General features: G+C 70.0%; 22 protein-coding genes. 10 read left to right on the top strand and 12 right to left on the bottom strand.

Translation table 11 applies throughout. The annotated features are described in order from the left end of the window. Window positions 1-47 precede the first annotated feature (47 nt). Together JQX13_RS11735 and JQX13_RS11730 are read right to left on the bottom strand one after the other, a co-directional pair. Window positions 48-1967: an esterase/lipase family protein gene (locus JQX13_RS11735; RefSeq protein WP_203409101.1), complete on the bottom strand. Its 1920-nt coding sequence runs from the start codon at window positions 1965-1967 to the stop codon at window positions 48-50. Between the two features lie 56 nt (window positions 1968-2023). Then, window positions 2024-3079 carry an alpha/beta fold hydrolase gene (locus JQX13_RS11730; RefSeq protein WP_203409100.1) on the bottom strand — a complete coding sequence of 352 codons (1056 nt, stop codon included), beginning with the start codon at window positions 3077-3079 and terminating at the stop codon, window positions 2024-2026. A 349-nt stretch (window positions 3080-3428) separates the two neighbouring features. On the opposite strand from JQX13_RS11730, the gene JQX13_RS11725 reads away from it, so the two are divergent. From JQX13_RS11725 to JQX13_RS11715, 3 genes are all read left to right on the top strand, one after another. Next, a complete protein-coding gene (locus tag JQX13_RS11725) occupies window positions 3429-4322 on the top strand; it encodes a DUF2381 family protein (protein ID WP_203409099.1) in 894 nt (297 codons plus the stop codon). 39 nt (window positions 4323-4361) lie between these two features. After that, window positions 4362-4535, top strand: a complete 174-nt coding sequence (locus JQX13_RS11720) for a hypothetical protein (protein ID WP_203409098.1) — start codon at window positions 4362-4364, stop codon at window positions 4533-4535. Between the two features lie 329 nt (window positions 4536-4864). Then, window positions 4865-5824 (top strand): hypothetical protein, encoded by a 960-nt coding sequence (locus JQX13_RS11715; RefSeq protein ID WP_203409097.1) that lies wholly within the window; start codon window positions 4865-4867, stop codon window positions 5822-5824. A gap of 3 nt (window positions 5825-5827) precedes the next feature. Here the strand turns inward: JQX13_RS11715 and alr are convergent, their stop codons facing one another. Next, window positions 5828-7033, bottom strand: a complete 1206-nt coding sequence (gene alr / locus JQX13_RS11710) for an alanine racemase (protein ID WP_203409096.1) — start codon at window positions 7031-7033, stop codon at window positions 5828-5830. 227 nt (window positions 7034-7260) lie between these two features. Here alr and JQX13_RS11705 point away from each other — a divergent pair, with 227 nt between their 5' ends. Beyond that, window positions 7261-7458, top strand: a complete 198-nt coding sequence (locus JQX13_RS11705) for a hypothetical protein (RefSeq protein ID WP_203409095.1) — start codon at window positions 7261-7263, stop codon at window positions 7456-7458. 208 nt (window positions 7459-7666) lie between these two features. Further along, the gene (locus tag JQX13_RS11700; protein ID WP_239014698.1) at window positions 7667-8902 is read left to right on the top strand and encodes an amidohydrolase family protein; all 1236 of its coding nucleotides are present in this window, start codon (window positions 7667-7669) and stop codon (window positions 8900-8902) included. A 69-nt stretch (window positions 8903-8971) separates the two neighbouring features. On the opposite strand, the gene JQX13_RS11695 is transcribed toward JQX13_RS11700, so the two are convergent. Continuing rightward, a complete protein-coding gene (locus tag JQX13_RS11695) occupies window positions 8972-9784 on the bottom strand; it encodes a M57 family metalloprotease (protein WP_203409093.1) in 813 nt (270 codons plus the stop codon). Window positions 9785-10170: 386 nt separating this feature from the next. On the opposite strand from JQX13_RS11695, the gene JQX13_RS11690 reads away from it, so the two are divergent. Continuing rightward, complete coding sequence (locus JQX13_RS11690; protein WP_203409092.1) at window positions 10171-11082, top strand: hypothetical protein; 912 nt, start codon at window positions 10171-10173, stop codon at window positions 11080-11082. A 9-nt stretch (window positions 11083-11091) separates the two neighbouring features. Further along, window positions 11092-12123 carry a synaptic vesicle VAT-1 family membrane protein gene (locus JQX13_RS11685; RefSeq protein WP_203409091.1) on the top strand — a complete coding sequence of 344 codons (1032 nt, stop codon included), beginning with the start codon at window positions 11092-11094 and terminating at the stop codon, window positions 12121-12123. A 47-nt stretch (window positions 12124-12170) separates the two neighbouring features. Here the strand turns inward: JQX13_RS11685 and JQX13_RS11680 are convergent, their stop codons facing one another. The 7 genes from JQX13_RS11680 to JQX13_RS11650 form a co-directional block, all read right to left on the bottom strand. After that, a complete protein-coding gene (locus tag JQX13_RS11680) occupies window positions 12171-12560 on the bottom strand; it encodes a VOC family protein (RefSeq protein WP_203409090.1) in 390 nt (129 codons plus the stop codon). A 102-nt stretch (window positions 12561-12662) separates the two neighbouring features. After that, window positions 12663-14252, bottom strand: coding sequence for a methyl-accepting chemotaxis protein (locus JQX13_RS11675; protein ID WP_239014697.1), 1590 nt, complete (start codon window positions 14250-14252; stop codon window positions 12663-12665). Window positions 14253-14352: 100 nt separating this feature from the next. Continuing rightward, the gene (locus JQX13_RS11670; RefSeq protein WP_203409088.1) at window positions 14353-14652 is read right to left on the bottom strand and encodes a hypothetical protein; all 300 of its coding nucleotides are present in this window, start codon (window positions 14650-14652) and stop codon (window positions 14353-14355) included. A 208-nt stretch (window positions 14653-14860) separates the two neighbouring features. Next, complete coding sequence (locus JQX13_RS11665) at window positions 14861-16399, bottom strand: response regulator (RefSeq protein ID WP_203409087.1); 1539 nt, start codon at window positions 16397-16399, stop codon at window positions 14861-14863. Then, a complete protein-coding gene (locus JQX13_RS11660) occupies window positions 16392-18428 on the bottom strand; it encodes an ATP-binding protein (RefSeq protein WP_203409086.1) in 2037 nt (678 codons plus the stop codon). The genes JQX13_RS11665 and JQX13_RS11660 overlap by 8 nt, the downstream gene beginning before the upstream one ends. Then, window positions 18425-18988 (bottom strand): hypothetical protein, encoded by a 564-nt coding sequence (locus JQX13_RS11655; RefSeq protein ID WP_203409085.1) that lies wholly within the window; start codon window positions 18986-18988, stop codon window positions 18425-18427. Before JQX13_RS11655 ends, JQX13_RS11660 begins: the two co-directional genes overlap by 4 nt. A 2-nt stretch (window positions 18989-18990) precedes the next feature. Next, on the bottom strand, window positions 18991-19647 hold the full coding sequence (locus JQX13_RS11650; RefSeq protein ID WP_239014696.1) for a cobalamin B12-binding domain-containing protein: 657 nt from the start codon (window positions 19645-19647) through the stop codon (window positions 18991-18993). A 250-nt stretch (window positions 19648-19897) separates the two neighbouring features. On the opposite strand from JQX13_RS11650, the gene JQX13_RS11645 reads away from it, so the two are divergent. The 3 genes from JQX13_RS11645 to JQX13_RS11635 all read left to right on the top strand — a co-directional run bounded on the left by JQX13_RS11645 (window position 19898) and on the right by JQX13_RS11635 (window position 23667). Further along, window positions 19898-20689: an ActD-like protein gene (locus JQX13_RS11645; protein ID WP_203409083.1), complete on the top strand. Its 792-nt coding sequence runs from the start codon at window positions 19898-19900 to the stop codon at window positions 20687-20689. After that, a complete protein-coding gene (locus tag JQX13_RS11640) occupies window positions 20686-23031 on the top strand; it encodes a caspase family protein (RefSeq protein ID WP_203409082.1) in 2346 nt (781 codons plus the stop codon). The genes JQX13_RS11645 and JQX13_RS11640 overlap by 4 nt, the downstream gene beginning before the upstream one ends. 240 nt (window positions 23032-23271) lie before the next feature. Next, on the top strand, window positions 23272-23667 hold the full coding sequence (locus JQX13_RS11635) for a hypothetical protein (protein ID WP_203409081.1): 396 nt from the start codon (window positions 23272-23274) through the stop codon (window positions 23665-23667). Between the two features lie 2 nt (window positions 23668-23669). Here JQX13_RS11635 and JQX13_RS11630 read toward each other — a convergent pair whose 3' ends face one another. Next, window positions 23670-25547: a sensor histidine kinase gene (locus JQX13_RS11630; RefSeq protein WP_203409080.1), complete on the bottom strand. Its 1878-nt coding sequence runs from the start codon at window positions 25545-25547 to the stop codon at window positions 23670-23672. Window positions 25548-25554 lie beyond the last annotated feature (7 nt).

Here is a 25554-nt window from a genome sequence, read left to right as displayed (position 1 = left end):
TGCCGGAGCGTGCCGGCATCCGCCTCGTACCTCACACCGCCCGGGCGCTAGTCGCGCGAGGCGAAGTGGTCCGACATCTTGCTCCACACGGCCGGGGTGACACCCATCTCCAGGTGGCCGTAGGGCATGCCCTCCTGTTTGGCGGACGCGGTCTTCTTGGTGGACGTCCAGTGCTGGGTGAGCTGGTCCATCGCGGCGATGCTCGCGTTGAACAGCACGCCGTCACCGTTCACCGAGCAGGTGCTGCACGCCATGCCGTCCGTCTCGTAGCGCGCGTCCGTGCTCGCCCCGTACGTGGTGCCGTAGAGGACGTAGAGCGAGGGCAGCCGCGAATCCAGGCTGCGCTGGGACAGCCGGGTGATGAACTTGCCGCCCATCTCCTTCGCCGCCGCGATGCCCAGGCCCTGGATGATGCGGTACTTGTAATAGCCAAAGGCGTATGTCTCGTAGCCTGGCGCGTATTGCACGTGGTAGGCGAAGCAGGGGCTGCCCACCGGGTCGAACGCCGTGGCTTTGCACTGGGTGTGGTCGCTGTCCAGGTAGCCCCCCGCGAGGTACACGAGCTTCTGGTCCACCCATGGGAAGTAGCGCGCCTCGTCCTGGTCCACGTCCGACCACTCGTAGGTGTCGCGGTCCGGGATGGCGTAGGTGCCGCGCAGGTCATCCGCCGCCTGGAGCTGGCCCACGTACGCGTTCACGTACCTGCCGCTGTCGTTCACGCTGCCGAACATGCTCATGTTGTACTCGTCGAAGTTGAACGAGCTCGACGAGACGCCCTGGTTCACATTCATCGTCTTCAACGTGCCGCCCGTGACGGGCTTGCCCGTGGAGTCCAGGCTGGTGATGTTGGAGACGTAGATGCGGCGGAAGTAGTCCGGCCAGGTTCCGCCGGAGCCCTCGCACACGCTCTCCGCGTAGGGGTTGTTGTACCAGGGCACGTCCGGGCCCCAGTTCACGCACTGGAAGGCGGAGAAGTACGTCCACGGCATGGGGCCGCGGCCCACCGGCGCGTTGCTCGACGTGCTGGCGATGGTGAGCGTGTGGATGGGGTGGCGGAAGTTCAGGTCGATGCCCCGGTGCGGACCGCTCAGCGCCACGTAGACGCGCACCGTGTCATTGTAGGCCGGCACCGCCCTGGCCTGCTCCGCCGCCATGCGCTCGAAGAAGCGCGTGGTGCTGAAGCCCGTCCAGCTGGGCGCGTTGGTGAGCCACGCGTCCGCCGCGAGCACGCCCTTGCTCCACGCCACCACGTCCACGCGCGGCACGCCCGGGTGCAGCGCCTTGATGCGGCTCACCGCGTTGGCCACGTGGGTGGCCTGGCTGAAGTTGTCGCCGTGGAAGTTGCCGAAGGTGACGGCGTAGACGCAGCGGCCCTTGGCCTCCAGGTCCTGCACGAAGCCCGTCACCTGCGAGGCGCCGCCGTACGCGCTGCCCGTCCCGTCGTTGCCGTTGGGGAAGAGCCATACGTTGCCGTCCTGCATGGCGCCGTGCACCAGCAGCGTGGGCGTCAGGTTCACGTTGCAGGTGCGCGCTGCCGTCTTCCGGCCCTTGTGCAGCAGCACGAAGCGCGCCTCGGGACGCGTGGGACCCGGCACGGGGCAGGTGCTCCCCGCCGTCGTCGCGCAGCTGTTCTTGTAATAGAGGTTGAAGCCGTTCACGAGCTGCTGGTTGAGCGAGCCGTAGTACGTGCGGACCGGATACTCCGAGGACTGGTAGGTGTCCTGGTCGCGCAGTTTCTCCGTGCGGCGGTTGTAGTACTCGCTGCGGAAGAGCTGCTTGCCCTCGAGCAGTTCGATCTGCCCCCAGGACCAGCTCGGCGGCGTGTACGCCCCCACGACATTATAGCCGTTGCTCGGCGCCGAATTCGCGTCGAAGTAGGGCGCCAGATCCGTGGGCAGGGCGGCTCCGGCCAGGGGTGCGGCCAGGAGCGCCGCCGCCGAGAGCGACAGCTTCAACGACGTCTTCATACGACCTCCATCATGTCGGGTTGTGTTCGTGCGTCGGGGGGGAATGCTGGGAAGGCCTAGCGGGCGTGCTCCAGGAGGAACGGGAAGGCGAGCCGCTCGAACTCCTGGGGCTTCTCCACGTGCGGGCTGTGGCCCGTCTCCGGGAGCACCTCCTCGTGGAAGCGCCCGCCGTTGGCCGCGTAGCGCTCGAAGAGCCTGCGCGTCTGGAGAATCATCGGCTGCGGCGGGTACGTCTCCTCGCCGGGCCAGCCGGGGATGGCGCCCAGCTTGCCGAGGTAGCCGAAGTCGAAGAGCGAGGTGTCGGAGACGATGACGTCGTCCGCGCCGCGGATCCACAGCACGTCCGGCTTCTGGGGGATGGAGGCGAACGGGCTCAGGTTGAAGTACTTGGGTGAGAAGGAGTTGTTCATCCCCGTGGTGCCCGGCGCCACGCCCGGCCAGTTCGGGCTCTTCTCGAAGGTGCCGGGGTAGTGCGCGTCCCCCACGCGGGTGGAGAGCACCGACTCCAGCAGCGCCTCCTCGTTGGGCGCCTTGAAGGGGGGCTTCACGTAGCAGCCGTTCATCACGTTGCGCGGCGACGTCTGGCTCTCCGCCGAGCGATCCTTCCGGGCCAGGCGCTGCGCGAAGTCCGGGTTGGCGGTGCCTCCACCCGAGCCCGCGAAGTCCGGCCAGCACGGCGTTCCGTCCGCGTCACGCGTGCCGCCAAAACCATACGGGGACACGGGCGCCTCCAGCACCAGGCCGGCCACGCGCTCCGGATGGTCGATGGCCAACTGCATCACCACGCCCGCGCCCGCCGAGTGGGCCACGAAGAGCGCGCGCTGGATGCCCAACGTGTCCATCAGCGAGGCCACGTCGTCGCTGTGGTCCCTCATGCCGCGCGTGGCGTCGATGGGCTTGGGCTCGGTGTCCCCGTAGCCCCGCAGGTCCGGCGCGATACCGCGTAGACCCTCGGGAAGGCGCGAGAGCAGGGTCTCGAAGAAGGCGGAGGACGAACAGTTGCCGTGCACGAACACCACCGGAAAGCCGTCCTCTCCGGCCATGCGCGTGTGCATGGTGAGCCGCTTCGTCTGAATGCTGCGGGGCTCCACGACTCGGGCCTTGTCGGTCATCTACGCCGCTCCTTCGAGGTTGTTGCTGCGCTGAGAACCAGGGCCTCTCGCGGGAGCTCCTCTCGCGTGCGTCACGCCCGCGGCACCGGTCCCCCCGGCGAAGATGATGCCTGATTCATGTCTCAATATTTGATAACCCGGACCTCTCGCGCCGGTCAAACAATCCCTTTCAGGTTTCACCGCTCCGTCCCCGCTCGCTGATTCTTGACGCGATGCGTGATTGTGACGGTTTACAGCAACCCCCTCCCTGAGTCGTAGTTCGTAGGTATACGAATGCCCGACTTCTCCCCTCCCCAAATGCGGCCCTGCTGCATAGGTTGGGTGACGCATGAGGTCAGGAATCGCAGGGATGACTCTCTGCGTCATGCTGTTCCTGGCCATGCGTGTCTCCGCGGCGGGGGAGGAGGCGCGGCCGGCGGTTCGTAAGCCCAGGCTGCGCGCGGTCACGGTGTCGGGTGGGGTCGAGGAGGTACGCGTGGCCGCTCGGACGGCGACGCGGATCCGTTTCGACACCGCCGTGGACGCGGTGCGCACCCGCCTGGAGGATGGGCGCGGGCGCTTCGAGCCCTTGCTGGTGAGTCAGGGGTTCCTCGTCGTCACCCCGCGCGAGGAGCTCTCCACGTCCGAGCAGGTGACGCTGCGAGTGGTGTTGTCGGATGGCACGCGGGTGCCCTTCGTGCTCGCGGCGAGCCCCACCGAGGTGGACGTCCAGGTGCGCGTCTCTCGGCCCGGCCCGGTGCGGGTTCCCTCGGCGGGGGAGGTGCCGTCGGTCGTGTCCGCGGTGTGGCGCGAGCGCGTGCGGGAGCTGCGGGCCGGTGGCGTGGAGTGGCCCGAGCGCCGCCGCTCCCGCCGGAGCGAGGGTCACGCGGGCCGGCTCGCGGAGTCCATGCTGGTGCTCGCCGCGCGCTCGGAGTCACCGCCCGGGGAGGTGGTGTCATCGCTCTGGCACGAGGGCACCGGGCCCGAGGTGGTGGAGCGGCGTCCCTTCCACTCGGAAGGACTGTCCGGCTTCGTGGTGCGGGTGAGGAATCCGGATCCGCTGCGGCCCTGGGTGCCCGGCGCGGTGCGGGTGCGTCATGTGGAGGGAGGAGCGGAGGTGGAAGTGCTGGCGCTCCGCATGGGGCCCAGGTCGCTTCCTCCTGGGGGGCGGGGCTGGCTCGTCATCGTCACCCGGGCCCTGCCCGAGGACGGGAGGGCCCGTTTCGAGTTGCTGCTGCGTGGACGGAAGGGCGTCGCGTTGTGACTGGCCTTGTCTGCAGTCGTGTACCCGGAGGAGGACGTCATGAAAACGAACACGAAGAATCACTGGCGTCGTTGGATGTTGATCATCGGCTCGGCCGCTGCCCTTGCTGGAGGGGGGGCCGCCTATGCCATGAAGGGGTGCTGGAAGTGCCAGCCGTGCGGCTGCGGCTCGGATGGGGGGTACATCCTGTGTTGTGACATCTCCGTTTGCTGAGGGGTCGTGGTACGGATTGAAGGTTGGTGCGGAACCGCGTCACTCCTCCCTCGGAAGAAGAGGGAGGCGGGCCCCCCCTGGGCTCTTCGCACCGTGCATGGGTATGCCCACCGTTCACGGAGGGGAAGACATGAGAGGCGCAGCACATGCGGCGTGACAGGACACGTCCGAAGCGGGCAGCGCTCGCGTTCGCGGCGGGAGGCGTGGCGATGTTTCTCTGGCAACTCGCCACCGCCTCACCCGCCCCGGGCCCGAGGGAAGCTCCTCCCGAGACTCCCGGAGTCTTCCATGAACGACCCCGGCCTCGAGCGCTCCCTCAAGGCGCCTCCGTGCTCGATGCCAGCTTCGCGGCCTCCTCCGCTTCGCGCCTGGTGGCGGCCGTCCCCGCGTGGATGCAGCACCGCCCTTCCCTGGCCGTGCCCGAGCCCGCTCCCGAGATACCTGCTGCTTCTTCTTCCGCGCCCCTGGCTGGCACCGTCCTGCCGCTCTCCTCGGAGGAGATTGCTCCGGATGGGCTCCCGGCCTCGGGGATGCGATGCACCCGCTCGGGCGAGGGCTTCGACTGTGGAAGCTGCCGCACGGATGGAGACTGTCCCGCGGGCCAGGGGTGCGTGGCCAATCGCGAGACGCGCCGCTTCGAGTGCATGGCCTCCGAGTGTGAAGAGGACGTGCACTGTTTTCCCGGCTCCGTGTGCCGCGCCGTCACCACCGGCGCCACGGGCACGGTCGTCCGCCGCTGTGTCCCCGAGGGCGTGCGCCGCGAGGGCGAGTCGTGTGACTCCCTGCCCGTCTCATCCACGGGCGCCTGCCGTGAAGGGCTGCGGTGTGTCCAGCAGGTGTGCTCCGCACCGTGTGCACTCGATGGGAGCGCCGCGTGTCCCTCGGGCTACGTGTGCACCGACAGCCTCGACGGCCCGGGGTGTTTCCCGGACTGTCAGAAGCTCGGGTGTCCCAACGGGCAACACTGCGAGCGCATCCGGGACAACCAGTATCAATGTCTCGTGGATTCCGAGGGTGATTGTCGCGACACCCCGTGCCCCGAGGGCGAGCGCTGCAACATGCGCATGTCCCGGGGCCGCGCCGTCTTCTGGTGCGCCCGTGTCTGCAACCCCGTGCTCCCCAGAACGTGTCCCGCCGGGAATGTCTGCGGCATGGGCAGCCCCACCGTGAGCACCTGCTTCCGCCAGTGCGAGCCCCTGGACGACAAGGCCTGCGGTCCCGGGTGGTCTTGCTCCACCGTCACCGAGGACATGTCCGTCTTCGGGTGCAGCCCGGAGCTGGAGCCATAGGGTTCAGGGGACCACGACGCGGCTCAGGTGGGCTCCCAGGCGGGTCGTGAGCTCGTAGTGGATGGTCTGCGCCCAGTCCGCCAGGTTCTCCGCGTGCAGGTGCTCGTCTCCATCCTTGCCGAGCAGCGTCGCCGTCAGCGGCCGCTCGTCATGCGTGGCGCGTGTCACGTCCACGATGATGTGGTTCATCATCACGCGCCCCAGCACCGGGCAGCGCCGCCCGTTCACCAGCACGTGCGCCTTCCCTGACATCAGGCGCGCGTAGCCGTCGAAGTAGCCCACCGGGAGCACCGCCACCCGCGTCGCCTCGGGGCACCGGTACGTGCACCCGTAGCCCACGTAGCTCCCCGACGGCAGCCACTTCACCACCTGGCTTGGGCAGCGCCACGACAGCACCGGCCTCAGCTCCGGCACCCGCCCGAGCACCAGCCGCGCCGACAGCCGCGTCTCCGTCGACGGCCACAGGCCATACAGCGAGATGCCTACCCGCTGCGCGTCGTAGCGCGCCCTCGGCAGCACCAGCGTCGCCGCGCTCGCCGCCATGTGCCGCTGCAACGGCTCCTGCACCGGCACGCTCGCGCGCAACGCCATCAGCCCGCCCTCGAAGACGTCGAGCTGGGATTCGGCGTACGTCTGCTCCGTCACGTCCTCGGTGTTGGCGAAGTGGCTCAGCACCCCCACCACCTGGAGCACGTCCGCCGCGTCGCGCAGGAAGTCCAGCTCACCCCCGGCGATCTGCCCCGGCGTGAAGCCCTCGCGCCCCAGCCCCGTGTCCACGTGCACGTGCGCCCGCAGCGGATGCTCCAGCTTCGCGCGGCGCAGCTCCGCCACCGTGTCCTTCCACGAGCCATCCCCCACCACCACCTCCACCCCCGCCCGGGCCATCGCCACCGCCTCCTCCGCGTCCATGGCTCCGATGACCAGCGCCTGCTTGCGCGGCAGGCCCCGCGTCTGCTCCAGGGCCCGCATCGTCAACGCGTCCCCCGGCGTGATGAAGTACATGACGTCCACCAGCGGGTGCACCAGCGGCAGCATCTGCGTCAGGCCGTGGCCGTACGCGTTGCCTTTCAGCACCGCGCCCAGGGCCCTCGGTCCTCCCGTGTCCGCGGACAGCTTGCGCAGCGTGGTCACGTTCGCGGCGAGTGCTCCCGCCGACAGCTCCAGCCATGAGGCCACCCGGCCGGCTGCTCCCGCAGTCACCTCGTGCATCTTCCGCCTGCCCATCCTTCGCGCCACCCGGCGCGGCTGTGATGAAGAGGGCCTTCGCGCTCGTGCACGGGCCTCTTCACTTCGCGTTCTGCGCCAAAGCCTGCCGCTTTGCACGTGCCTTCCGAGCGGCCAGGCGGCGCGGCGTCCGATGCTTCGAATGGTGGACGGTGGTTCCTCCCTGCCTTCCCCGCCGTCGTGCGCATCCTCTCCGGCAGGAGGTCACACCCATGAGTCTCTGGCAGAAGCTCTCCTCGCGGTTCCGTGGTCACTCCGACGAGGACACGCGGCAGTCCGCCTCACCCGAGTCCCCCGGCATGACCTATGCCGACCTCGAGCGCGACAAGGAGCTCAAGGAACGGCAGGTGTCCGGCGTGTTCTCGCCTCCCCTGGGCAAGGACGCCTCGGCGGTCGAGGAGGATGAGTAAGGCTCCTCGTCCGCCAGGGGCACGGGCAGGGAAGACGGGGGCGGATACCCTCACCCCGACCCTCTCCCGGAGGGAGAGGGAGGGCGGGCGGGCGAGGGGCGTGTGCGGACCTGTGATAGGTCGCTGGCTCCTCACTCCTGCTTCCTTGCCCACCATGCGCTTCCTGCTCGCCGCTCTTCTCGTCGCGCTCCTCTGTGCCGTGCCTTTCATGGCCTCCGCTCAGACTCCCGCTCCCGCGGCCTCGTTCCTCCTGCGCCCCGCTCGCGTCTTCGATGGTGTCTCCGCGAAGCCCCAGGAGGGTTGGGTCGTGCTCGTTCGCGGGGACCGCATCGCCGCCGTCGGGCCCGCCGCCCGGGTGTCCGCCCCCGCCGGCGCCGAGGTCGTCGAGCTCCCCGGCACCACCCTCCTTCCCGGTCTCATCGAGGGGCACTCGCACCTGCTCCTCCACCCCTACAACGAGACCTCCTGGAATGATCAGGTGCTCCGCGAGTCGCTCGCGCTCCGCGTCGCCCGCGCCACCAACCATGCTCGCGATACGTTGCTCGCCGGCTTCACCACCGTGAGGGAGCTCGGCACCGAGGGCGCCGCCGATGCCGACGTGGGGCTCAAGCAGGCCATCCAGCAGGGCATCATCCCCGGGCCCCGCGTGCTCGCCACCACTCGCGCCCTCGTCGCCACGGGTTCCTATGGTCCCAAGGGCTTCGCGGCCGAGTGGCACGTCCCCCAGGGCGCCGAGGAGGCCGATGGGGTCGATGGGCTCATCCGCGCCGTCCGCGGGCAGATGGGGCAGGGCGCCGATTGGATCAAGGTCTACGGTGATTACCGCTGGGGGCCCAATGGCGAGGCGCTCCCCACCTTCTCGCTCGAGGAGCTGAAGCTCATCGTCCAGACCGCTCGCGACGGCGGCCGCCCCGTGGTGGTCCACTCCAGCAGCCCCGAGGGCATGCGCCGCGCCGTGCTCGCCGGTGCGGAAACCATCGAGCACGGTGACAACGCCACCCCCGAGGTCCTCGAGCTCATGGCCGAGCGCGGTGTCTTCCTGTGCCCCACGCTGGCCGCCGGTGACGCCATCCGCCAGTACGGCGGCTGGAAGAAGGGCACCGACCCCGAGCCCGCAGCGATTCAGCAGAAGCGCGCGAGCTTCCGCGCCGCGCTCGCCGCGGGCGTTCCCATCTGCAGCGGCAGTGATGTGGGAGTTTTTCCTCACGGGGACAACGCCCGCGAGCTGGAGTTGATGGTTGGCTACGGCATGACGCCCGTGCAGGCGCTGAAGGCCGCCACCTCCGTGAACGCGCGCATGCTCCACATGGAGGACCGCATCGGCCAGGTGAAGGAAGGGCTCTTCGCCGACCTCGTCGCCGTGGAGGGAGACCCGAGCAAGGACATCGCCTCTCTGCGCCGTGTGCGCTTCGTCATGAAGGGCGGCACCATCTACCGACGGTAGTACGACGGGCGGCTCCCTTCTCCAGGGGCCGCCCGTGGCTCACTTCGATTCTGGCGACGTGCTACCCGATTACGGGTAGAGGCTGGCCGCGCCCTGCTTGTCCTGGGTGGTGAGCGTCAGGTTCCAGGTGTTGGTGCCGTTGCACTGCGGGTAGTGCATCACCGAGCCGGAGTCGTACGACGTCAGCGCTCGCCACTGGTTGTCCTCGTAGCAGGCGCCCGCCTCGGGACGGGTGTGCTCGTGGCGGAAGCCGAGGGTGTGTCCCAGCTCGTGGCGGAGGATGCCGTCCAGGCCCGGCGCGCCCGACTGGAAGGACGAGTTGTCGATGAGCACGTTGCGGCTCCGGCGGCTGGAGTTCGGGAAGAACGCGCGCGCCAGGTACTGGCCTCCCGCGTTCACCGGGCTCACGTCGAACACCACGTTGCCGTTGCGGCTGGTGCAGTTTCCGTCCTCGGCCGTCACGTGGATGAAGTTCACCTTGGCCGCGCCCTCCCAGGCACTCGCCGCGGTGTTCATCGCGCTCACCACCTTGCTGTAGTTACCTCCGAACTTCGTGCTCACGCAGTAGGTGAGGTTCAGCGCCTGGCTGGCCGTCCATTTGATGTCCTTGCCGCCCGTGTTGTAGACGCACAGCTCGCTCGCCGTCTGGCCCACGTCGCCGCCCGCCATCTGCTCGTACACCGCGCGCAGCTCCGCCTCGTCCTCCGCCATCTGATCCCCGGCGTAGATGAACACGCCCGTCTCCGGCTCCTGGTAGACGTTCGCGCGGAACTCCTCCCACGACATCTTCTGCTGCTCCTCGGGAGCCGCCTCGGGGCCACCACAGGCCGTCCCGAGAAGGGTCACGCCGGCCAGAAAAGCGACAGAGCGAAACTTGAGCATCGGAGTTCCTTTCGATTGAGCGATGTACCGGCCCGCGGAGGGTGTCCTCCCCCGTCCGGCGTGGCTCGCCTCTGAGCAGCCCTCGTGCCAGCTCGAACTCCTCCGTGATTCCAAGGGGTTGTACCCACTCGCGAGGTCCTCGATGGTGCAGCCAGGCTCCATCCAGTGACGCTGGAAACGTCAAGGATGTTGGCAATCTTGGGATTTAATCCTTGAGTCCTGCGAGGTTGAGAGGAGGAGATGGAGTGTCCGAAATCAAGACAGTGCCTGTCCTGAATGAGGACAGGTGCCCTGGTCGAGGGCATCGGCATCGGTCGCAACCCGGGCCGTGTTGTTGCGACAATCCCAGGACGAAGCACCCCCGGTGCGCTTAGCGAGGACCTTCCATGAGCATCCGAAGGATTGGCGGTTTCAATCCCTCCGTTCAGACCGCGAACCTCATCGAGGCGCAGCGGCGCGTCCAGTCCGTCGAGAAGCACGCCGGGACCGAGGACACCGAGGTGCTGAGCGAGGAGCAGGCCCTGGAGGCACTCAATGCCCGGCAGCAGGCCGAGCTGGATGCACTCGAGGCCGAGCGCGCGCAGCAGGCGCGTGAGGTCGAGGAGCTGCGCGCCAGGTTGATGCTCGCCGATGGTTACGAGCCCGCCCCCCGTGAGCTCGTGGACCTGAAGGGCGGCGCGACCGGGAAGGAGGTGCTCCCGGACGATCGGGCCGGGGCGGGCAGGCCGGGCGTCTCGCTCGCGCACCTGGCTCGGGCCAATGTGTACGAGTCGGTGTCCAGGGCGGAGCGGGCCGCGGCGGAGCAGGCCGAAGCGGAGCGGGCCGCGCTGGCCCAGGCCGGGGCGGCTTCCGTGGAGGGGGGGCCCGCGGTGGAGGAGAATTGGATGGAGGCGGAGCTCTCCGTGCTCCAGTCGGACCTCGACGAGCTGGACGCGCTCGAGGATGACGAGGTGGCGTACAGCGATCCGGGCGCGGACTCGTTCGTCGCGAGCCTCGAAGACATCGCGAACCTCGAGGAGGGTGGGGCGGACGTCGGCGACCCGGGTGCGGACTCGTTCGTCGCGAGCCTCGATGACATCGCCCTCCTCGTGCCCGAGCCGGCGCCCGAGCCGGCGCCCGAGCCGGCTCCCGAGGCCCTTGCCGCGGGTGCCACGCCGTCCGGGTCCAGCGAGCCCTCCGTCATCATCGCGGACGAGGTGTCCGCTCCCGTCCCCGGAGAGGCCGTCGCTGTCTCCTCCTCGGAGCCGCGGGCCACGTCCGTGGGGCTCCCGTTCGACGACGAGCCGAAGGCCGGGTGAGCCCTGGCCATGCGCAAGGTGGTCATCCCCCGCGCCGGCGGTTACGACCGGCTCACGTTCGAGACGCAGCCCGAGCCCACTCCCGCTCCCGGGGAGGTCGTCGTCACCACGGAGGCCATCGGCGTCAACTACGCCGACTGCGTCATCCGCATGGGACTGTATGCCTCGGCCAAGGAGTACGTGGGTTGGCCCATCACCCCTGGCTTCGAGTTCGCCGGCACCGTCTCCGCGGTGGGCTCCGCCGTCTCGGACCTCGCTCCAGGGGCCAGGGTATTCGGCGTCACGCGCTTCGGGGGTTATTCCACCCATGTCGCCGTGCCCCGGCACCAGGTGTTTCCCGTGCCCGCGCGCTTCGACCTGGCCCAGGCCGCGGGCTTCCCCACTGTCTTCCTCACCGCGTACTTCGCCCTCTTCGAGCTGGCCCACCCTCGCCCGGGGAACACGTTGCTCGTGCACTCGGCCGCGGGCGGTGTGGGTGGCGCGCTGCTGCAACTGGGGCGCATCGCCGGCTGCCGCACCGTGGGCGTCGTGGGCTCCAGCCACAAGGTGGAGGCCGCGCGGGCCCTCGGCGCGGACGTCGTCATCGACAAGAGCCGCGAGGACCTCTGGCGCGCCGCCGAGCGGGCCTCTCCCCGCGGCTACGATGTGGTGCTCGACGCCAATGGGGTCTCCACGCTCCGTGAGAGCTACCGGCACCTCGCACGGCCCGGCAAGCTCGTCATCTACGGCTTCCACTCCATGCTGCCACGCGAGGGCGGGAGGCCCAACTGGGTGAAGCTCGCCTCGGACTTCCTGCGCACCCCGCGCTTCAACCCGCTCGAGCTCACCCACCACAACGCGAGCGTGCTCGCCTTCAACCTGTCCTATCTCTTCGAGCGGCGGGACGTGCTCGCGGAGGCCATGGGCCGGTTGCTCGCGTGGGTGGACGAGGGCCGCATCACTCCACTCTCCGTCACGCGCTTCCCGCTGGACCGCGTCGCCGAGGCGCACCGCGCGCTGGAGTCCGGCTCCACCGTGGGCAAGCTCGTGCTGGTGCCGTGATGGGTGGTGCTACGTGGAGCGCGGACCTCGGGATGGCGAAGCCCCGCTCACCCGTGGTGCACCGCCTCGATGTTGTTGCCGTCCGGGTCCAACACGAACGCGCCGTAGTAGTGGGGGTGGTAGTGCGGGCGCTCTCCCGGCACGCCGTTGTCCTTCGCGCCGGCCTTCAGCGCCGTCCGGTGGAACGCATCCACCGCCCCCCGGTCCCTGGCCGTGAAGGCCACGTGGCGGGGGGTGGCGGGTGTCTTCACCTCGATGATCCAGAGGATGCTCTTGCCGGGAGGGCCGAAGGCGCACATCCGCCGGGTGGGGAACTCCGGGTCCCACGTCGTGGTCATCTCCATCACGAGGCCGTGGCCCAGGGGCTCGAGCACCGCCGCGTAGAACGCCTTCGAGGTGGGGTAGTCCGTTGCATAGAAGCTCAGGTGGTCGATCATGGTGACGGCGTCTTACAAGGGTGTTTCGGACGTGTCTTGAGCGTGTTCAACCCGGGGTTCTCGATACCCACACCCCGTCCCTCTCCCGGAGGGAGAGGGGACCTACCTGGAAAAGTGGGTCACCTGCTCTCGGAGCTGGCGCGCTCGCGCTTCCAGGTCCTCCACCGCCTTCGTGATCTGCACCACCTCCTGCGCCGAGTCGTCCGCCTGGCTCGATAGCGCGTGGATTCGCAGCGTGAGCTCCTCGCCCGCCTCCGCCTGGGCCGCATGGGCTCGCGCCGTGTCCTTCACCTGCCTCTGAATCTCCTCCGCCCCCGCGACGATCCGCTCCAGCGCCTTCCCCGTCTCCTCCGAGAGCGCCAGCCCCTCGTGCACCCGCATGCGGCCCTCGCGCATCTGCTCCGCCGCCGCCTGCGTCTCCTCCTGGCTCTGCTTCATCAGCGCCCCAATCCGCTCCGCCGCCGCCCGCGCCTGCTCCGCCAGCTTGCGCACCTCCTGCGCCACCACCGCGAAGCCCTTCCCGTTCTCTCCCGCCCTCATCGCCTCGATGGACGTGTTCACCGCCAGCACCCGCGTTTGATCCGCCACGTCCGAGATGAGCTCCACCGCCTGCTCCACCTCCTCGCTCCACCGCGTCAGCCGGTCCACCGTCTTCGCCCAGCGCTCCACCACCCGGGCGATCTCCTTCATCTTCTCCCCCGTCCCCCTCACCACCGCGCCCCCCTCGCGTGCCACCCGCTCGTTCGTCTCCGCCGACCGCGCCGTCTGCCCCGCCTGGTGCGCTCCCACGGCCAGCTCCCGGGTCATCCCCAGCACCGCTTCCGACATGTTCTTGAGCGCCCTCGACTGCTCCTGCGCCGCCCGTTTCAGTCCGTCCGCCGAGCCGTGGATGTGCTCCGCGTCCGTCTCCGTCGCCTTCGACACCTCCCCCATCTCCCGCAGCATGCGATGCACGTTCGCCACCATCGCGTTGAAGGCCTGGCCCAGGTCGCCCACCTCGTCTCGTGAGGGCACCACCACCGCCACCCTCAGGTCTCCCCGCGCCACCTGTCCCGCCGCCTCCACCAGCGAGCGCATCGGCGTCAGCACCCGCCGCGAGAAGTACACCCCCGCCAGCCCCGCCAGCACCACACCCGCCAGCAGCGCCACCCACATCCGCCGCTGGACCGCCGCCACCTCGTGCTCGATGTCCTCCATGTACACGCCCGTCCCCAGCACCCAGCCCCACGGCTCGAACAGCTTCACGTAGGACAGCTTGGGAATCGGATGGGGCTCGCGCGGGTGTGTCGCCAGGTACTCCACCGCGCCCTCTCCCCGCTCGCGGGCCAGCTCCACGATGTCCACGAACACCGGCTTGCCCGCCACGTCCTGGTACCCCCTCATGTCCTCGCCCATGCGCTCCGGCAGGAAGGGGTGCATCACCAACCGCGTGTCCAGGTCGTTGAGCCAGTAATACTCGCCGTTCGCGTAGCGCAGGCCCTCCAGCAGCGCCGCCGCTCCCCGGCGCGCCTCCTCGGGAGTCAGCTCGCCCGAGCGCACCCGCGCCTCGTACGCCTGGAGGATTCCGTGGCCCGCCTCCACTAGCTGCCGCACCGCGCGGAGCCTCGCCTCGCGCAGCCGCTGATGGATGGCCGGTAACAGGTACAGCTGCTGCAACATCCACAGCGGCAGCACGGCGATCAGGATCGCCACGTAGAACTTCAACAGCAGGCTACGCCGTCGTCCAATCCCGAGCGCCATCCCGCTGAGCCTAGGGCAAACCCGAGCGATTGATCAGTACCCGACAGTCCGCTCAACAGCGGGGCAGGTTCGCGTCGGGTGGGCAATTCCACTCGGCGTGACAGCAATCGCCACCCTCGCTGCCGCAGGGCACCTGGCACGTCTCCACCCAGTCGCAGGGGTGGTTCTCCGTGCTCGAGGCCCGCGGCGTCGTCTCGTCCCCGTGCCGCGGCGCTCCACAGTCTCTCGTGCCCGGCTCGCACCTCGTCACCCCGGGCCGGAGCTGCTCGGGGGTCAGTGCTCCCACCACTCCCACCGGAGCTCCGGTGAGCATTCCCGCCACGACCAGCAGGCAGATCCTCGTCGCGTTCATGACCCCACCCCCCGTGCTCGCGCACGTCACATGAGCTCGCCGTGTGTCTTTATCTGCCCACTGCGCGACGCGGTGGATAGTGGGTTCAGTGGGGAATTCGTGACCTCGTCACCCAATGGGCGGTGCGGGTGTCCGGACGATGGCACTCACCTGTCCGCCCATACCCTCACCCCGGCCCTCTCCCGGAGGGAGAGGGAGGAGAGGGGGGCTACAGCTCCGACAACAGGCGGCTCAGCTCGTCCGGCTTCACCGGCTTCACCAGGTGCAGATCGAAGCCCGCCTGGCGCGCCCGGCTCTGGTCGTCCGTTCCGCCGTAGCCCGTGAGCGCCACCAGCCGGATGCCCCGGCCCATCTTCGCCCGCAGCTCCTCCGCCACCCGGTAGCCGTCCAGCCCCGGCAGCCCGATGTCCACCAGCGCCAGCTCCGGCGTGCGCTGCACCGCCAGCTCCAACCCGCGCAGTCCGTCCGCCGCCACCTCCACCCGGTGGCCCCACGTCTCCAGCAAGTCCTGGAGCGCCTGCCGCGCGTCCACGTTGTCCTCCACCAGCAGGATGTGCCGGCGCCGCTTCACCAGCGCGGGCAGCACCACCTCCTGCTCCGACACCGTCGCCGCCGGCAGCAGCGGCAGCCACACCACGAACTCGCTGCCCCGTCCCGGGCCGTCGCTGTGCGCCTCCACCCGGCCCCCGTGCATCTCCACCAGGTTCTTCACCAGCGTCAGCCCGATGCCCAGCCCTCCGCGCGTGCGCTCCAGCGATTCGTCCGCCTGGGAGAACAGCTCGAAGACCGCGGGCAGCAGGTCCGCCCGGATGCCGATGCCCGTGTCCTTCACCCGCACCACCGCGCCCGGGCTCCCGTCCTCCGCCGCCGACAGCTCCGCCCGTACCTGGATGGAGCCGCCCGCGTCCGTGTACTTCGTCGCGTTGTCCAGCAGGTTGGTGAAGACCTGCTCCAGCCGCGTCGTGTCTCCCTCCACCCACAGCGGCACCGACGGCAGGTGCGACTCCAGCTTCAGGTGGCGGCTCTCCGCCAACGGGTGGAGCGCCGTCAACACCTGCTCCAGCACGCCCCGCAGGTCCACCCGCAGCCGGCGCAGCTCCACCTTGCCGCGGGTGATGCGGCTCACGTCCAGCAGGTCGTCCACCAGCCGCGCCAGGTGGTTCGTCTGGCGCTGGATGATGGAGATCATCCGGCCGTCCTTGGGGTCCACCGAGGCCCGGCGCTCGAGGATGCCCACCGCGGTGGTGATGGCGGCCAGGGGGTTGCGCAGCTCGTGCGCCAGCATGGCCAGGAACAGGTCCTTGCGCCGGTCCGTCTCCGCCAGTTGCTCCGCGCGCCGGCGCAGCTCCTGCTCCGCGCGCCGCATGCGCAACAGCGAGCGCACCGTGGCGATGAGCTCCTCGCCCTCGAAGGGCTCGGTGAGGTAGGCGTCCGCGCCGCCCTCCAGCCCGCGCACCTTCTTGTCCGGGGTGACGTAGGTGGCCGAGGTGTGCATCACCGCGATGGAGGCCGTCTCCGGCCGGGCGCGCAGCCGCTGGCACACCTCGTAGCCGCTGATGTCCGGCAGCTTCACGTCCAGCACCACCACGTCCGGCCGCTCCTGCTCGGCCAGCCGCAGCGCCTCTTCACCCGTGGCCGCTTCCAGCACCCGGTAGCCCGCCATCGTCAGCGTGCGCGTCGACAGATAGCGGGTCGCCTCGTCGTCGTTGACGTTGAGGATGGTCGCGCAAAGGGTGATGTCAGCCACGTCGGCTCTCTCCGTTGTCGGTGCCCAGGCCCGTCTTGTGCAGTGCGTCCCGGATGCGGGCGATGGCCACCTCACGACTCAGCGTGTGCTTGGCCAGGATGGTCGCGGTCTCCTTCGCCAGCCGCTGGCGTTCGTCTTCCCGCAACTGTCGCGACGTGTGGAGGATGACGGGGATGTCGCGCGTGCGTGGGTCGGCCTTCAAGTCGTCCAGCACGTCGAAGGCCGTCATGTCCGTGAGCACGAAGTCCAGGAAGATGAGGTCGGGGACCTGCTCGCGCGCCAGCTGGATGCCCGCGGGCCCGTTGGACGCCTCCGCCAGCATGTAGGGCGTGTCCTTGAGGAGCTGCCGCAGCAGGTAGCGGTGCACGTCGTCGTCGTCGATGATGAGCAGCTTGCGCATGGGGCCGGTGCGCGCCATGGAGGCCAGCTTGCTCAGGAGCTGCTCCTCGACCACGGGCTTGAGCCAGAACTCGTCCGCGCCCAGCGCGCGCGCCTTGTTCTCGCGGTCCATCAGCGTCACCACCAGGATGGGGATGTCGCGAGTGGCCGCGTTGCCCTTGAGCTCGGAGAGGAAGCCCCAGCTCGTCTCGCCCTCCAGCATGACGTCCAGCACCACCGCCGCCGGACGCACCCGCTGGATGGTTCGCCGCGCCTCGTCCACCGTGCGCACCGGCAGCACCTGGAAGCCCGAGCGCGCCAGGTACTTCCCGTAGAGGAAGAGCGTCTGCCGGTCGTCCTCCAGCACCAGCACCGGCGCGCGGGCTGGATCCAACTGCTGGCTGCGCTCGGCGAGGCCCGCCATCTCCTGCACCTCCGGGTGCACCCGGGGGATGGTGAGCAGGAAGGTGGAGCCCTGGCCCGGCGTGCTCTGCACCGTGAGGCTGCCGCCCAGGAACTCCGCGAGCCGCCGCGACAGCGCCAGCCCCAGGCCCGTGCCCTTCACCTTCTTCTGCAGCGGGCTCTCCACCTGGGTGAATTCCTCGAAGATGCGCGTGTGGTGCGCCTGCGCGATGCCGATGCCCGTGTCGCGCACCCGGAAGCACACCGTGTCGTCCGGGCCCCGCTCGGCCGAGACGGTGACGTGGCCCTTCTCCGTGAACTTCAGCGCGTTGGACACCAGGTTGCGCAGCACCTGGCTCACCTTGGCCTCGTCCGTCTCCAGCGTGAGGTTCGTCTCGGGCTCCTCGAAGCGCAGCTCCACCGCCGAGTCCGCCGGCACCAGCGGCCGCATCATCCCGCGCAGCGCCCCCAGGAAGTCCCCCGAGCTGAAGCGCGTGGGCCGCAGCGTCGCCTTGCCGGACTCCATCTTGGAGAGGTCCAGCAGGTCATTCACCAGCTCGAAGAGCGCCTCGGCCGAGGTGCGGATGAACTGCACCTGCTTCTGCTGCTCGGGGGCGAGCGGGCCGTTGACGGGGTTGAGCAGCAGCCGCGCCAGTCCGAGGATGGAGTGCAGCGGGGTGCGGAACTCGTGGCTCACGTTGGCCACCACGCGGCTCTTCACTTCCGCGGCGCGCACCAGGCTCTCCGTCTTCTCGTCCAGCTCGGCGTGCAGGGTGCGCACGCCGCGGTTGGACTCCTCCAGCTCCCGGTTGAGGCGAAACAGCTCGTCCGCGCGCCGCTTGAGCTCGCGTTGGTTGCGCTCCGCCTCGCGGTGCATCGCCGCCAGCTCGCTCATCGTCTCGCTCACCTGCGAGAGCGAGGCGGCGTAGTCCTCCGCCACCAGGCTGCCCACCAGCGCCACGCCTCCCTCGTGCGGGGCGCCCCGGAAGGCGAAGGTGCGCGGCATGCCCGCCACGCAGAGGATGATCTCCCAGCCCTCCACCCGCTCGTCACGAGCCAGGGTGATGAGCTTGTCCACCTTGTCCTCGGTGCCCTGGGCCGCCAGCGCACGCAGCGGCTGGCCCGGCACGGCTTCCAGCAGCCGCACCGCGCGATCATCCACCCAGGCGAGGGTGCCAGACGCATCGCACACCAGCGCCACCTCGCGGCTCAGGAACTGCCACAGGGACGCGGGTACGGGCGTCGTCATGAGTGCTCCTTTTCCAGGGCGGTGCGCCCTGTCGCCACCGTCGCACGGGGCAACTCCGAGACGGAGGCCTCCTGGGCGAGCGCCGACTCCAGCGCCTCCAGCAGCCCTCGGTAGGTGTACCGCAGTTCCCTGTTCGGCCAGAAACCCGCGTACCACCGCACATGCTCCACGAACAGCCCCGGCCTTTTCGTGCCGAGCGCGTCCATCAGGTATGACAGTTGCAGTAGCAACTCTTCCTCCAGACGACGCGCCTGCTCGGGTGTTGGAGGGCCCTCCCGGGCCGACAGCATGTGGAGGGTCTGGCGCACCAGCGCCGAGCGGGCCTCGTGGACGGCGCGCGCGGGGCCCTCGGGCCACTCCAGGGCGGACTCGGCCGCGCGCACGTACTCCAGCGCCTGTACCAGGTAGCGCACGTGGAAGACGGCATCCTCGCCGCCAAAGCGCCGGGCCCGGTCCTCGCCGTAGCGGGCGAACCAGAAGGGGTCCTCGTAGAGCCCCGAGACGGACGTCTCGGCGAGCCGCTGGGTGCGGCCCTCCACCAGCCTCGCGAGAGATTGCATGGCTACACCTTGAACATCCTGCAGGCCGCCGCGACCAGCTCGCGCGCGTCCTTGCCGAAGAAGGGCACTCCGAGAGCCGCCTCCACTCCGGGAGCCCAGGTGAAGGCCAACCCCCCCACGGCCACGGGCAACATCGGTGCGACCTCGCGCACCGCGGCCATCGCCTGACGCAACGCGGGGAGGTGGTACGTCATGGTAACAGACAGCGCCAGGAGATCCGGTTTGGAGCCGAGCACCTCCCGCACCAGGTGCTCCGTGGGGACGCTGGCTCCGAGGAAGCGCACGTCGAAGCCCGCCATCTCCAGGAAGTCACTGGCCATGCGCGCCCCCAGCTCGTGCAGCTCGCCCTCCACGCACGAGACCATCACCAGGCGGCCATTGGGTGGATCCCTGGGCAGGTGACGGTAGAGGTGCGACAGGGCCAGCTGGGAGATGGCGGTGGCCATGTGCTCCTGCGCCACCGAGATGTGGTTCTCCTGCCACAACCGGCCGATCTCCCACTGGGCCTTCTGGATGACCTCCAGGTGCAGGGTGGGCAGGGGAACTCCCCGGAGGACGCCCTCGTCCACGAGGAGGCGCAGGGCCTCTCGGCGGTTTCCCGCGAGTTGGGCGGACAAGTAGGAGTCCTTGAGCGCTTCAAGGGTGTCGGTCGTCGTCACGGAGGGATGAGCGCGTGCTGGGGTGTGGGGAAACAGTATCCGGGTGGGTGCACTCCTTAGAGGCGGAAGTCTCTGGACGCCACGGGAAGTCAACACGTCCACGGGCAGGCGTAGGCCCACGTGCATTGGCCGCTCACTCAACCCCTCGGAGAGCGGGGGAGGGAGCGCAGGAGCGGTAAAAAGGTGAGGGTCGGAAGAGGGCGGTGACACTTCGTCCGGGGGCCGGTGTTCCCATGACGCAGGAGACACCATGCGTCCCCCCTATCGCACCCCCGATTGGTTGCTCGAACGGATCGCCCTCGGAGAGCTCCCCCCCGAGATGCTCGCCGCCGCCAGGGTCCGTCTCCTCGAGGAGCCGGACGGCGCCGCCCGGCTCGCCGCGCTCGAGGCCGACACCGCCGCCATCCTCGCCCGGCTCCCACCCTCGGAAGTAGCCCGACGGGTGGAGTCCCGGGTCCGCGTCCAGCGGGCTCGCGGGGAGCGTCCCTCCCGCTCCTTTCTTCCCGCCTTCGCCCTCGTGCCGGCGCTCGCGGTCGCGGGCCTCGCCGTCCTCGCGCGGCCCCAGGTCTCCGCCCCGGTGGGCCCCGCGGTGGAGCTGGAGGAGACGCGGTTGAAGGGCCTGGGGGCCCGGCTCACCGTCCACCGCCAGCACGCCGACGCCGCCGAGGAGCTCGCGGATGGGGCGCTCGCGGCTCCCGGGGACGTGGTGCAGCTGGCCTACGTGGCCGCGGGCCAGGCGCATGGCGTCATCCTCTCCGTGGACGGACGGGGCACCATCACCCTGCATGCCCCCGAGTCCGGTACCGCCTCGGTGCCGCTCGCGCCCTCCGGCACCCACGTGCTGCCCGGCGCCTACGCCCTGGACGACGCGCCCGGCTTCGAGCGCTTCTTCCTCGTCACCGCCGAGGCCCCCTTCGCCCTGGACGAGGTGCTCGCCGCCGCCCGCTCGCTCGCCACCCATCCGGAGGCGCGAACCTCGCGCTTGCCCCTGCCTTCGCGGTACATGCAGACATCCTTCCTGTTGGAGAAGTCCTCGCCATGAGCGTTTCCAGAGCCTTCGTCCTCCTCGGCCTGCTGCTCGCCGCTCCGGCCCTCGCCGAGACGGGCACGGTGCGGCGGCTCGCGCTCCTCGTGGGCGTCAACGACGGCGGCCCCGAGCGCGTGCGCCTGCGCTACGCCGTGTCGGACGCGAAGTCCTTCGACAAGGTGCTGGGCGAGCTGGGCGGAGTCGCCGCCGGGGACCGGCGCCTGCTGGTGGAGTCGGGGCGCTCGGAGTTGCTGACGGCGCTCGGGGAGCTGCGCTCGCGCGCCGAGGCCGCCCGGGCGTCCGGGGCCTCGCGCGTGGAGGTGCTCGTCTATTACTCGGGCCACTCGGACGAGGAGGGGCTGCTGCTCAAGGGCGAGCGCCTGGACTATGGCGAGCTGCGCCGCGCCCTGAATGCCCTGCCCGCGGACGTGCGCATCGCCGTGCTGGACAGCTGCGCCTCGGGTGCCTTCGCCCGCACCAAGGGGGGCACCCGCCGGCCCGCCTTCCTCGTGGACTCGGGCAACAAGGTGCGGGGCCACGCCATCCTCACCTCCTCCAGCGAGGACGAGGCCTCGCAGGAGTCCGACAGGCTGGGCGGCTCGTACTTCACCCACCACCTGATCTCCGGCCTGCGCGGCGCGGCCGACTCCACCCGCGACGGGCGCGTCACCCTCAACGAGGCCTACCAGTTCGCCTTCCACGAGACGCTGGCCCGCACCGAGAAGACGCGCGGCGGCGCCCAGCACCCGGCCTATGACATCGAGCTGGCCGGCTCGGGGGACCTGGTGATGACGGACCTGCGGGCCACGTCGGCGGGGCTGTACCTGGCGGAGGCGCTGGAGGGCCGGCTCTTCGTGCGCGACGAGGCGGGCAACCTGGTGGTGGAGCTGCAGAAGCTGCCGGGCCGGCCCACGGAGCTGGGACTGGCGCCCGGGCGCTACCACGTGCGGCGCGAGCTGGACAACAGGGCCTCCGAGGCCACCTTCTCGCTCGTGGAGGGCCAGCGCACCCCGCTGTCTCCCGCGAGCTTCACGAGCGTGCCGCTGGAGGCCACCGTGTCACGCGGGAACGTCGGTGGGGCGATGGGTGTCGAGGCGGCCCTGGCTCCGGTGGAGGCGGGGAGTCCGGCCGGGCGGCCGCGCACGCGGCTGGCGACGGCGCTGAGCGTGATTCCGTCGCTGAGCACCAATACGCTTCGTGCACCGGGCCAGGCGGTGGAGAACCAGTTCGCGCTCGGCATGGTGAACGGGGGCGCGGCGGTGCGGGGCGCGGCGCTGTCGCTGCTGGCCAACTGGTACGACGAGGAGGCCCACGGTGCGCTGCTGTCCACGGGCATGAACATGGTGAAGGGCCGCTCGAGCGGAGTGCAGGCCTCCTCGGTGGCGAACATCGCGCTCGGCCCGGTGGATGGAATGCAGGCGACGGCGGGCGTGAACGTGGCGCGCGGGGACGTGGAGTGGGGGCAGCTGGCGGGGGTCATGAACGTGGCGCGCGGGGACGTGGGGCTGGGGCAGCTGGCGGGGGGAGCGAACGTGGCGACGGGCTCGGTGTGGGGCGTGCAGCTGTCGGGCGTCGGGAACGTGACGGGCGGGAGCTTCGGAGGCTTTCAGGGCTCGGGAGGCTTCAACGTGGCGCGGGGTGAATTCGAGGGCTTCCAGGGCGCCGGGGTCTTCAACGTGGCGGGCGGCGCGGTGCGGGGCGCGCAATGGTCGGCGGCGTTCAATCGCGCGGGCAACGTGTCGGGCATGCAGCTGTCGCTGCTGAACGTGGGCGGGGACGTGTCGGGCCTGCAGCTGGGGCTCGTCAACGTGGCCCGGGTGGTGCGGGGCGTGCAGTTCGGCCTGGTGAACGTCTCCGAGGAGGTGAAGGGCGTGCCCTTCGGACTGCTCTCCTTCGAGAAGAAGGGGCAGTTCCACGTGGAGTTCTACGGGAGCGACATCCACCTCACCAACATCGGCGTGAAGTTCGGCGGCAAGTACGTGTACACGACGCTGCTGGGCGGCATCGGGCCGGACGATCGGATGGAGCGCTTCAGCCTGGGCCTCGGGCTGGGCGTCCACCTGCCGCTGTGGGGCGATCGCATGTGGCTGGATGGGGACGTGGCGGGCAGCACGATGCGTCGAGTGAGGGACCCCTTCGGGGGCAGCGACAACCTGCTGGCCCAGGCGCGCCTGATGCTCGGGGTGCAGCTCTTCGAGCGCTTCGCCCTCTTCGGTGGGCCCACCTACAACGTCTACTTCGCCTTCAGCGAGGCGGACCGGTACAAGCTCACCTCGTTGCCGGTGCAGGAGGATCGGATCGACACCTCCTCCTCGGTGCAGTTCTGGCCCGGCGTGCAGATTGGCATCCGGCTCTGAGCAGGTCGGGGCCACACGCGAAGCGCCAACGGCTCGTCCTCATGTCATTTCTCCCGGTGACGCCAGCGTGCATCCGAGCCCGTTCTCCAACCCGTGGCCCACCGTGTGGACAGAGGGTTCAACCCGGGTTCACCCGGTACCCTCACCCCGTCCCTCTCCCGGAGGGCGAGGGGAAATGGGCCTCGGAAGAACGGAACGCGCGTGTTGTTGGGCGCGGGAGGAGTCGGGTAACTCTCCGCCATGAGCATGTGCACGGTGGTGGGGTTGCTGGGAGGCCTGTTCCTCGTCGGATGGGTGGCGCTGGCCATCTTCTTCTGGCGCAGGGAGAAAGAGGCCAGCCGACGTCACAAGGAGCAGCTGCGTCTGCTCGGGACCGGGGAGATCCTCTCCCGCGCGTTGAGCTGGGGCTCCTCGAACCGCCATCCGGACCACCCCGCGGTGAAGGAGTTCCGCGCCCTGCTCGAGCAGCACCGCTACGCGGAGATGCTCGAGGGCTGGCGCGCGCTCACCACCTCCCTGTACGCCCTGGAGGAGCACGTGTCGGCCAGGAGCTCCCTGCTCTACGACAGCGATTCCTTCCGCGTGCTGCGGGACTACGTGGAGGTGCTCCACGAGCGGCAGCAGCGCGGGGAGTAGCGTCAGACCAGGGAGCCCTGCGTGGGGGCCGTGGGCAGGACGAGCGTGACGGTGGTGCCCACGCCCTCGTCGCTCTGGAGGGAGATGGAGCCGCCGTGGTCCTCGATGACGCGGTGGCAGATGGCCAGGGACAGGCCCTTCCCGGTCCACTGCTGCTTGGTGGTGAAGAAGGGGTTGAAGATGCGCTCCAGGTGCTCGCGGGGGATGCCCCGGCCCGTGTCCCGCATCTCCACCTTCACCAGCTGCGCGTCCACCACGTGGGTGGCCAGCGTGAGGGTACGCTCCGGCCTGTCCCTCAGGGCGTTGAGCGCGTTGACCAGCAGCCGGCTGAAGACGTCGCCCAGCGCCTGCGTATCGGCGAGCACCTTCACCTCTCCGGAGAGGAAGTGGCGGTCCACGCGCACCCCCGCCTGGGTCAGCTCCGGGCCTCGCGCCTCCAGGACGCGGTTGAGCACCCGGTGCAGGTCCACCGGGCTGCGCCCCGATTGCTGGCGCTCGGAGAGCAACTGCAGCTCGCGGACGATGGTGGCGATGCGCTGGGCCTGGTTGTGGACGGTGTTGAGCATCCGCCGGGACGGGTCCTCCTCCGGTAGGTCCATCAACATGAGCTGCACGTTGCCCAGGATGGCGGCGAGCGGGTTGTTCATCTCGTGGGCCATGCCGGCCGCCAGGTCTCCCATGGCCGCCAGGCGTTGGCTGCGCGAGAGCTGGGCCTGCGTCTGCTTCAGCTCGCGGGTGCGCTCCTCCACCTGGGCCGCGAGCTGCTCGTTGAAGCCCAGCAGCTCGCGGTGGGCCGTCTCCAGCGCCTGGCCCATGTCGTTGAAGGCGTGCGCCAGGTCTCCCAGCTCGTCCCGGCGCTTGAGGGAGATGCGGTGGCCGAGGTTGCCCCGGGCCAGCTCGCGCGCGCCCTCGGCCAGCCGGGCGATGGGGCGTGCCAGGGCGCGGGCCAGCAGAGGCGACAGCACCAGCACGCCCAGCAGGGTGAGTCCCAGCACCTCGAAGGTACTCCGGGCCAGGGCCTGCAGCGGAGCGAGCGCGGCCTCGCGCGGGCGGGCCACCACCGCCACCCAGCCCAGCTCCGGCACCGGGCTGAAGGCCGCCAGCCACGTTTGTCCGTCCTCCTCGTAGTGGCCCTGTCCCGGCTGCCTCGCGCCCCGTGCCTCCGGCAGCCTCGCGGAGAAGTCCTCCTGGAGGGGCGTGTGCTCCGCCCTTCCATCCAGCAGCAGCCGGCCCCGGTCATCCAGCAGGAAGACGCGCTCGTGGCTCTCGCCGCCGGTGGTCAGCCGCTGGGAGAGCTCCTCCAGGCCCAGCTCGGCGGCGAGCCCTCCGCCGTGGGAGCCGGACTCGCGCGCCGCCACCACCACCGCGGGCCGGTGGCGCACGGCGGTGAGGTAGGGCGCGGAGATGGTGTACGCGCGGCCCGCGGGCACCCGGGAGAGCAGCTCCGCCGCCCGCCGCTGGAAGTCCTCCACCTCCGCGGCGGTGACGGTGTCGTGGCGGCGGAACTGCGGCTCCTGCCGCGCGAAGGGCTCCGGGTCGTCCACGAAGACGCTGGCCAGCAGGTGCGCCTGGGCATCGAAGAGTCCCACCTGCGTGATGCGGTCTCGCCGCAGGAAGACGCGGGTGAGGAACTCCTGGGCCGCGGCGGGGCCGAGCGTGGTGGGGTCCTGGTGGAGCAGCGCCGCCTCGAGCTCCGTGGCCAGCGAGAGGACATGGGTGGCGGCATGCTCCGCCTCGGCGAGCGCGGTGCGCCGGTGCTGCTCGTCCACCGACGCCGCGAGGGCCCGCTCCGCGCCCCGCCATGCCAGCAGTCCCGTGGCCACGGTGGGCACCGCGGCGAAGGCGATGAGCAGCAGCAGCAGCCGGGAGCGGATTCTCATGGACTCG

Source organism: Archangium violaceum, from assembly GCF_016859125.1.
In the GTDB taxonomy this organism is placed as follows: Bacteria; Myxococcota; Myxococcia; order Myxococcales; family Myxococcaceae; genus Archangium; species Archangium violaceum_A.
The sequence above is the reverse complement of the archived record's forward strand: the minus strand, read 5'-3'. Positions and strand labels throughout refer to the sequence as shown.